Genomic DNA, 8717 nt, shown 5'->3' with positions numbered 1-8717 from the left:
CCTTTCGGACCCAGGAGGGGAGGGGGGAGAAAAAAAAAAAAAAAAAAAAAAAAAAAAAAAACCCCCCCCCCCCCCCCCCCCCCCCCCCCCCCCCCCCCCCCCCCCCCCCCCCCCCGGGCGCACATCTGGAGGCAGACCATGAACGAGAACCCGACGGACATCAGCACCACGACCACGCCCGCGATCTGGCACCGGCCCGAATTCCAGGGCAGGGAGAAGGAACTCATCCACCTCGCGGCCGGCGCCAAGCTCGCCGGAGTGACCCGGTCGGCTGTCAGCAACTGGGCGGCCCGCCACCCCGGCTTCCCCCGCCTCGTCCTGGAGACAGGGCCGCACACCCATCGCACGAAGTACGTCTCGAAGGCCGAGTTCATGACGTTCGCGCGCCTGCGCTCCACGACGGTCACCCCGCGGAGAGCGCCCTCCGCGCACAGGCCGGGCGCCGTCATCGACGCGGAGCACCTGGCGTACTGCGAGAGGCAGGTGGCCAGACTCCGCGACCGTGAGATTCGGCAGGCGGCCAAGCTCTCGGAGACCCGGCGCGCACTCAAGGCGGCGCGTGTACGTCTCGCCGAAGCGGAGGCCACAGCGAGGGAGGTCTAGGGAAACGCCGTTTCTCAAGCCCAGTTGACCCCCCTCTCATGCATAGTAGAATTTAGATATACGCGAGAGGGGGCACCACCACAAACCCCCACCAAAACCCACCACCCCGGAGCACACGCAATGACCTATTTGAAAGAACGCACCATCAACATCAACGGCGTCACCGTCACCATCCGAACCAGCAACCGCACCACCCTCGAACTCGACATAGCCAGCACCGGCAACATCATCGTCCGAGGCCCCGAAACCACCACCGACGAAGAAGCCCACGACCTCGTCAACCGCCGACGCCGCTGGATCTACCGCCAGCTCACCCACTTCTGCGAGACCGCACCCGACAACCCGACCAAGACCATCAAGAACGGCGAAACCTTCCCGCTCTTCGGCCGCCCCCACACCCTGCGCATCACCCGCGAAGGGCCCGGCGCCAGCGCCGCCACCGCCTACACCCACCCCGACCTCGGGCCGACCCTCGACCTCCGCCAGCACGCCACCACAAACGAGGACGATGCACGACGAACCCTCATCAACCTCTACGCCGACGAAACCCGAGATTGGCTGAAAAACCACGGCAGCCGCATCACGCAACTCACCACGAATCCCGACATCGAGCTCAAGGTCTCCTGGCGAGCCCGCACCCGCTGGATCACCCGCCACAAGGACGGAAGCCTCACCCTTCACTGGGCCCTCAGCCAGCTCCCCGCCATCCACCTCCGCGAACTCCTCCACCGCACCCTCGGCATCCACTCCATCGCCGACGGCCACGAACTCGACACGCACCTCCAAGCACTCTGGCTCGGCCGGCTCCAGCTCGACCCCGCCCCCGAACCCCTCACCAGCCCCCAGAGCGACACCTGCCCGAAGTGCCACGTCCTCCCCGGCCGCCTCCACACCAACATCTGCACCGTCGCGCGATGCGCCCTCACCGGGCGCCAGCGCAGCGGCTGCACCCACCCCGGCACCAGCTGCCTCACCCTGTGGTCCGGACGCTGGCCCGGCGAAGAGGAGTGCGAGGAGTACGGCTTCTACTACCGGGAGGGGCCCGCGGGAGCCGAGCCCTGCAACGCCGACGACGAAAACGCGGCCCACGACCTGAACCGGCTCTACCGCGAGTGCACGTGGGACGTACGCCTCCAGCGCATGAACCTGTCTGATTAGTCGGGCACTGCGAATCCCGAGCGGTAGTCAAGACTTCGCGTTACCGCTGGCCGGCAGGCTCGGCCGTAGCCCAAAGCCGGAAGATCACCGATCGCGGGGGACAGAAAGCGGCCCCGGGGTATCGCTGCGGAGGAAGTGGGCCAGGCCCCGCACGGTTCGGTTCATCCCTGGATTCAGGTGGAACGACTCACGATCAGGCTTGTCCCCCGTTTGTCCCCCGCTAGAGACAAATCGGGCCTCTGGGGAGGTCCCCAAAGGCCCGATTGAAAGAAAACACCTGGTCAAACATGGTGGGCGCGGACGGTTTCGAACCGCCGACATCTGCTTTGTAAGAGCAGCGCTCTACCCCTGAGCTACGCACCCGTGGATGAGTGGACAGCCTACATGGCGGGCGGACCCCGGACGCAAACGCGATCCCGTGGGGGAGAATGGGCGAGGGCATGGTGGACGCGGTACGGGAGAGGGATTGTGACGACGGCTTCCCGGCGGTGGTTCGGTGGGCGGGACGAGAGCCGGCGGGCGGAGGCGCAGGCCGCCAAGGACGCGGCCGCCGCCGCGTTCTACGAGCTGGACACCGCTCAGCGGGATCTGCGGATCTCGATAGAGACGATCACGGCCGCGGACGGGTCTCCCGCCGGTCGGCGGGCCGTCGAGGGGTTCGCGGAGCTGGGCCGGCGGATCGACGAAGTCAGTCAGGTCTACATCGAGGCCGTCGACGCGCACGACCTCGACCGGGACGACCTCGACGGGGCCGTGGCCGCGCGCGCCAAGCGGGAGCTGGAGCGGGCCCGGGACGAGCTGGTGCGGGTCAAGGGCGAGCTGGAGCGGTTCGACCAGGGGCTGCGGCCGCTGTTGGACAACGCCGAGTCGCAGCTGGCGCGGGTCGCGCCCGCCCGGGAGCGGGCCAAGGCCGCGCTGCTCGCGGCGGCCAACGCGCTGGACGCCGTACGGGCCGGCGGCCTGCGCGCCGACGATCTGGCCGCGCGGCTCGCGGCGCTCGGCCCGGAGTTGACCATGCTGAACCAGGGCGCCGCGCAGCACGGGGTGCCCGCCACGGTGCAGCGCGCCGACCGGATCCTGCGGGACGCGGAGGCGGTGCGGGCGGAGGCGGAGCGGCTGCCCGAGCGGGCTGCCGAGATGGACCGCCGGCTGGTGAGCTTGCGGACGCGGGCGCAGGCGTTGCGCAACCGCGCGGACCGGGTGGATCCGGTCCTGAGCGAGCTGCGGCGCCGCTTCAGTGCCGACTGCTGGCAGGACCTGCAGCACGTGCCGGAGCAGGCGCTGGCCTCCGTACGGCAGGCGGAGCAGCGGCTGACGGAGGCGGGACAGGCCCGGCAGGAGCAGCGCTGGGAGGACGCCAGCGAGCTGATCGCCACCGTCCGCGAGCTGTTCGACGCGGTGGACGAGGCCGTGTCGACCGCCCAGGACCGGCTGACCCGGCTGGAGGCGGTGGCCAAGGATCCGGAGGGCGAGGTCCAGCGGACCCGGTTCGCGATCCGGGACGCGCAGCGGCTGGCGATGGAGGGGCGCAGCGTGCCCGATCCGCGGCACGCGCGGCCGCTGGACGAGGCGGTGGCGCGGGTGGAGCGGGCGCTGGCCGCTCTGGAGGGGCGGCATCCCGACTACTGGCACTTCCTCCAGGAGATGGAGGGCGTCCGGGCGTCCGTGGCCGGGGTCGTCCTGGAGATGCGGGGGCGGCGCGGCACGGCCTGAGGTCCCGGTTGTCCGGCGGCGGGCATCGGCGGATGCTGGAGGTGCCGCAACGGAGCAAAGCCGGAGCAGAGGAGGCCGTCATGGCCGCCCACCCTTTCCGCAGGCCCCGCAGCAGGTCTCAGGCGACCCCTGCGTCTCCCACAGCCCCCATGTCCCCCACATCCCCCATGTCCCCCGCATCCCCCGCGCCCCCCGGTCCGCCTGAGTCCTACGCGGCCCATGCGCTCTACGGGTGCCACGAGGCGCACGAGCACTACGCGCCGTACGTGGCCCACGAGCCCTACGCGACCCACGCTCCGCAGGGCTCCCCCGGGCTGGCGCGCCGGCTGCTCAATCCCGTCAACGCCCAGCTGGACGAGCACCTGCCCGCCGACCACAAGCTCAGCAAGGTCTACCGGGTCGGCGCCGGGCTGACCGGGCTGCTGCTGATCGTCTTCGGGATCCTGGGGCTCATCAACCGGATCGGGTTCTTCGGCACCCGTGGTGACACGGTGCTCGCCCTGAACACCAACGGCACGCTGAGCGTCCTGTCGATCTGCATCGGCGCGCTGCTCGTGCTCGGGATGGTGATCGGCGGCAGCTTCGCCTCCACCCTCAACATCACGCTGGGCCTGCTGTTCATCGCGAGCGGGTTCGTCAATCTCGCGCTGCTGGACACCGGCCTGAACTTCCTGGCCTTCCGGATCCAGAACGTGCTCTTCAGCTTCGTCGTCGGCGTGATGCTGATGTGGTTCGGGATGTACGGGCGGGTGGGCAGCGCCCTGCCGCACGACAATCCGTACTGGCGCGCCCGCCACCCCGAGCAGGCGGCCAGGGAGGACCGGGCGCGGGCCTTCGGCCCGGTCTCCCCGAGGGCGCCCCGGAGCGCTTAGCCTGTGCGCATGCCCCGTTACGAGTACCGCTGCCGGACCTGCGAGGACGTCTTCGAGGTCAGCCGGCCCATGGCCGAGTCCGCCGCGCCCGCGAGCTGCCCCGCCGGACACGGCGACACCGTCAAGCTGCTGTCGGCCGTCGCCGTGGGCGGCACCAGCTCCGCCCCCGCGCCCGTACGCGCGGGAGGCGGGGGCGGAGGCGGTTGCTGCGGCGGCGGAGGCTGCGGCTGAGCGACGCCTCCGACGGGCGGGCGGGCGACCGGAGCCCGGACCGCCGCCCGCCGCCCGCCGCCCGCCGTCAGGCCCGCTTGCGCGACAGCGTCAGGCCGTCCGAGATGCCGAGCATCACGGACTCCATCCGCTTGTCCGCCACCACGTGCTCGTTGAAGGCGCGGACCCCGGCCGCCGAGCCGGTCGCGTGCTCGTCCAGCACCGTGCCGTGGAAGAGGGTGTTGTCGGTGACGATCAGGCCGCCCGGACGCAGCCTCGGGACCAGCTCCTCCCAGTAGGAGATCTGGCTCTGCTTGTCGGCGTCGAGGTACGCGAGGTCGATGTGCTCCTCGAACGGCATCGCCCGCAGCGTGTCCAGGGCGGGCCCGATCCGCAGCTCGACGCGGTCCGCGACCCCGGCGGCGGCCCAGGCCTCGCGCCCGTACGCCGTCCACTCCTCGGAGACGTCGCAGGCGATCAGCCGGCCGTCCGCGGGCAGCGCCTGGGCCATCGACAGCGACGAGAAGCCGGTGAAGGTGCCGACCTCCACGATGTGACGGGCACCGGTCAGCCGGACGAGGAAGGCCAGCAGCGGCCCCTGCTCCTCGGCCGACTGCATTCCGGCATCGTCCGGGAACTTCTCGGCCGTGGTGACGACCAGCCCGCGCTGGACCTCGTCCAGCGGCGGGTTGTGGGCGAGCACGTACGCGTACAACTCATCGGTCATCTTGGTGCTGTTGCCTTTGCTCATGCGCTCAGTCTGCCCACCGCGCGGCCGAACTGACGGACAATCTCCTCACCCGCCACGACTCCCTTGGTGGTCAGCGCGCGCACGTGCGGGGCGTGCCACTGCGCCTCGGCCAGCTCGCCGTGGCCCGGCCGCCACCCCTCGTCGGCCGCTTCCAGCAGGTCCGCGTCCAGCAGCGAGTCCCCGGCGGCCAGCGTGTGCGCGGCGCCGGTGCGCCGGGCCACCTCCCGCATCGCCGCGCTCTTGGTCAGCGGGCGCGGGACGGCGTAGATCTTGCGGCCCTGGAGCGAGACGGTCCAGCCGCGCGTCTGCGCCCACTCGGTCAGCGCCTTCAACCACTCCTCGGGCACCAGGTCCCGCTCCACCACCAGGTAGGCGAAGAGGTCCTCCGCGACCCGGGCCTTGCGCAGCCACAGCGGATCGGCGGTGTCCAGCAGGTGCCCGTGCACCTCTTCCAGCGGCGCGCACTCCTGCGCGAGCCGCTTGCCGACCTGGCGCCGCCAGTCGCGGTCGGGCGCCCCGTCCACCAGCAGCTGCCCGCCGTTGGCGCAGATCGCGTAGGGCGCGGGCCGTCCGGGGAAGCGGATGCGCTGGTACTGCTTGCGCGTGCGCGTGGTGGTCGGGACGAACACCACGCGGGAGTCGGCGGTGAGTTCGGTGAGCAGCGCGGCGGCCGTCTCCGTCATGAAGGACAGCGGACGGCTCTCGTGCACCTCCACGCACAGCAGCCGGGGGGCCACCGGGTCCGGCATGGTCAGCCCGAGGGCGGCCGCCGAGTAGATGAGCGTACGGTCGAGGTCACTGGCTACCAGAACGGTCACTTGGAGGACACGGCCTTTCCGTCGGCGCCCGTGGCGCCACGTGTGAAGCGGGGATGGATGAGTCCTACGCAGGTGTAGGGGAGCCCGTCGGCCTCTTCGACCGGTACCCCGCGCTGCTCGGCCAGCAGGCGCACGTGGTCGAGGTCGGCTCCGGCGCCGCGCCGGGCCAGGATCTTCCACGGCACGCGGCGCAGCAGCACCCGGGTGGTCTCGCCGACGCCCGGCTTGACCAGGTTCACGTCGTGGATGCCGTACTCCTCGCTGATGCGTTCCACCGCCGCCCAGCCCTCCCAGGTCGGCGAACGGTCCGCGGCCAGCAGCTCCTTGACCTCGGCGTCGACCGCGTCGGCGACCTCGTCGAAGCGGGCGGCGACGGTGTCGACGAAGTCGACGGAGACGTCGGCCCCGGCCAGCTCGCGGTAGAACTTCGCGCCGTGGAAGTCGTCCGGGCCGACCAGGTCGGAGCGCAGCACGGTCCGGGATATGAGCCCGGAGACGGTCGAGTTGAGGCAGGCGGAGGGGATCAGGAAGTCCTCGCGGGTGCCGTACGTCGACACGCAGCCGCCGGGGTCGGCGAGGACGACGATCTCCGGGTCGAAGCCGGGACCGCCCGTCTCCTCGCGGTGGGCGTCGAGGGCGGCCTTGAGTTCGCGGGTGATGGCGCCCTTGCCGGTCCAGCCGTCGACGAAGACGACGTCGGCCGGGTCGTGGTGGGCGGCCAGCCAGCGCAGGGCGTTGGCGTCGATGCCCCGGCCGCGCACGATGGAGACGGCGTAGTGCGGCAGGTCCAGGCCGTGCCGGTGCTGCGCCCAGCGGCGCATGAGGACCCCGACCGGGGTGCCCGCGCGGGCCAGCGAGACCAGCACGGGGCGCGGGGACCGCTCGGCGAGGACCGTCTCGGTGACCGTGCCGACCGCGCGCGCGATGCGGGCGGCGGAGGCGGTCAGCGCGCTCCGGTACAGCTCCTGGTACTGCGGGCTGGGCTGGTACTCGACGGGCAGGGACTCGGCGTAGTGCGCGCCGCCCGCCTGGATGGCTTCCTCGCGCTCCTCGGTGGGCGCCTCCAGCTCCAGGTCCGAGAGGTCCTGGAGCAGCCAGCCGACGTCCGCGGCGGGGTAGGAGGAGAAGGCGGGTCCGCGCAGGGGCTCGGGCAGCATGATCGGCTCCCGCCGGTCGTCGGGTACGGGGACGGGCGCCGCGGCGGCCATGGGGGCCGGTACGGGCACGTAGGACGGTACGACGACCAGCGCGACCCGGTCGGTGTGCGGGGCGAGGCGGGCCAGGAGGCCGTCCGGGGCGTGCAGGGCCGGGGTGTCGCCGACCGAGTCCACGACCACGACCACGGTGTCGAAGCGCGCTCCGGCGGAGCCGGCGGCGACGTTGTAGGCGTAGCGCTCGCCGGGCCCGTCGGCCGGGTCGTCGTGGGCGGGGAAGACCAGCCGGGTGCGGATCGCGTAGCCGGGGTCGTCGACGGCCAGGACGGGCGAGCGGGTGGTGGTGGAGAAGCGCACCTCGGCGGCGGCGCCGCTCTCCTCCAGGGCCAGGGCGAGCCGCAGCGGGGCGTACATCAGCTCTTCGTTGCCGAGTACGAGCACCCGCCCCGGACCCCGACCCGAACCCCGACCGGGGCCCTCGCCCAGGGCGCGGGCGAGCTGCGCCCCGAGGGCGGGCAGGGCCGCCTCCAGCCGGGCCCGGTGGGCGGGAGTGAAACCGTGCCGCCCCCCGTCGGGGAGCCCGGCGGGCCAGTCGAGGCGGATCCGGTCCACGGGGGCGACGGCGGCCGCGGGGGCCGCCGGGGCCGCGTCGGCCGTGCGGGACTCGTACTCCTCGACCAGCCGCGTGCCCCGCTCCAGGACCCCTTCCGGGAGCCGTACGGTGCCGCTCGCCAGGGCGATCAGGTCCACCCGGGCGCCGAGCCCTTCCGCGAAGGCGGTGAGCCGGGCGCGGTCGGCGGCCGAGCGCATGTCCACCAGGGCGACCACGACGTAGTGGCCGCGGGGGTGGCGTTCGTGCAGGTCGCGGATGGTGTTCAGGACGGTGTTGCCGGTGGAGAACTCGTCGTCGACCAGCACCAGGGGACCGGTGCCCGCCAGCAGCTCCGGGTCCTGCGGCAGCAGCAGGTGCGAGGTGGCGTGCGAGTGGGCTTCCTCGAACCCCCCGGCGGGCGCGACGCCCCGCACCGGGCGGCGGGTGGAGTGCAGGTAGGGGGCCGCGCCGAGGCCGTCGGCGACGCTGTGGCCGAGCCCGGTCGCGGTCTCGGCGTACCCGAGCACCACGGCGGAGGCGGCGGCGTCACCCAGCAGCTCGCGCACCCGCAGCCCCAGCCCGTAGCCGGCGCCGTGGACGACCGCAGGGGAGCGCGGGACGTGCTTGCCGAGCACCTGGGACACGAGCAGGTGCGCCCGCTTGGGGTTGCGGCGCAGCGCCAGCCCGAGCAGCTCGTCGAGCCGGGGCCCCGGAGCCGGGGCGTCCGGGGCGTCGGGGCCGGCCGGGGCCTGCGCCTCCTCCAGGGCGACGCCCAGCCGGTCCGCGACCCAGGTCCCCGACCACACGGCGGTTCCCGGCGGCTCCTGCGCTCCCGACGGCACTCCT

At 72.5% G+C, this 8717-nt stretch carries 8 protein-coding genes and 1 tRNA gene; 5 read left to right on the top strand and 4 right to left on the bottom strand.

The features are described 5' to 3' along the window. The first annotated feature begins 138 nt into the window (after window positions 1-138). Window positions 139-603, top strand: a complete 465-nt coding sequence (locus ACZ4UB_RS09635; protein WP_468069382.1) for a hypothetical protein — start codon at window positions 139-141, stop codon at window positions 601-603. Between the two features lie 120 nt (window positions 604-723). Beyond that, window positions 724-1761, top strand: coding sequence for a YgjP-like metallopeptidase domain-containing protein (locus ACZ4UB_RS09630; RefSeq protein WP_468069380.1), 1038 nt, complete (start codon window positions 724-726; stop codon window positions 1759-1761). 288 nt (window positions 1762-2049) lie between these two features. On the opposite strand, the gene ACZ4UB_RS09625 is transcribed toward ACZ4UB_RS09630, so the two are convergent. After that, window positions 2050-2124: transfer RNA gene (locus ACZ4UB_RS09625), tRNA-Val, on the bottom strand. 105 nt (window positions 2125-2229) lie between these two features. Here ACZ4UB_RS09625 and ACZ4UB_RS09620 point away from each other — a divergent pair. The 3 genes from ACZ4UB_RS09620 (at window position 2230) to ACZ4UB_RS09610 (ending at window position 4577) form a co-directional block, all read left to right on the top strand. Then, window positions 2230-3474 carry a hypothetical protein gene (locus ACZ4UB_RS09620; RefSeq protein ID WP_468069378.1) on the top strand — a complete coding sequence of 415 codons (1245 nt, stop codon included), beginning with the start codon at window positions 2230-2232 and terminating at the stop codon, window positions 3472-3474. Between the two features lie 167 nt (window positions 3475-3641). After that, entirely contained in the window at window positions 3642-4346 is a 705-nt protein-coding gene (locus ACZ4UB_RS09615; RefSeq protein ID WP_468069376.1) for a DUF4383 domain-containing protein, read from the top strand. Window positions 4347-4355: 9 nt separating this feature from the next. Next, the gene (locus ACZ4UB_RS09610; RefSeq protein WP_354381856.1) at window positions 4356-4577 is read left to right on the top strand and encodes an FmdB family zinc ribbon protein; all 222 of its coding nucleotides are present in this window, start codon (window positions 4356-4358) and stop codon (window positions 4575-4577) included. 67 nt (window positions 4578-4644) lie between these two features. On the opposite strand, the gene ACZ4UB_RS09605 is transcribed toward ACZ4UB_RS09610, so the two are convergent. From ACZ4UB_RS09605 to ACZ4UB_RS09595, 3 genes are read right to left on the bottom strand one after another with little or no spacing between them, the layout of a single operon-like run. Then, window positions 4645-5307: an O-methyltransferase gene (locus ACZ4UB_RS09605; RefSeq protein ID WP_354381857.1), complete on the bottom strand. Its 663-nt coding sequence runs from the start codon at window positions 5305-5307 to the stop codon at window positions 4645-4647. After that, window positions 5304-6125, bottom strand: coding sequence for an HAD family hydrolase (locus ACZ4UB_RS09600; protein WP_354381858.1), 822 nt, complete (start codon window positions 6123-6125; stop codon window positions 5304-5306). The genes ACZ4UB_RS09605 and ACZ4UB_RS09600 overlap by 4 nt, the downstream gene beginning before the upstream one ends. Further along, window positions 6122-8713: a phosphoribosyltransferase gene (locus ACZ4UB_RS09595; RefSeq protein WP_468069663.1), complete on the bottom strand. Its 2592-nt coding sequence runs from the start codon at window positions 8711-8713 to the stop codon at window positions 6122-6124. The genes ACZ4UB_RS09600 and ACZ4UB_RS09595 overlap by 4 nt, the downstream gene beginning before the upstream one ends. Window positions 8714-8717 lie beyond the last annotated feature (4 nt).

Source organism: Streptomyces sp. NPDC028419 (assembly GCF_055565515.1).
Note: the sequence above shows the minus strand (reverse complement) of the source record. Positions and strands in the feature narration are given on the sequence as shown.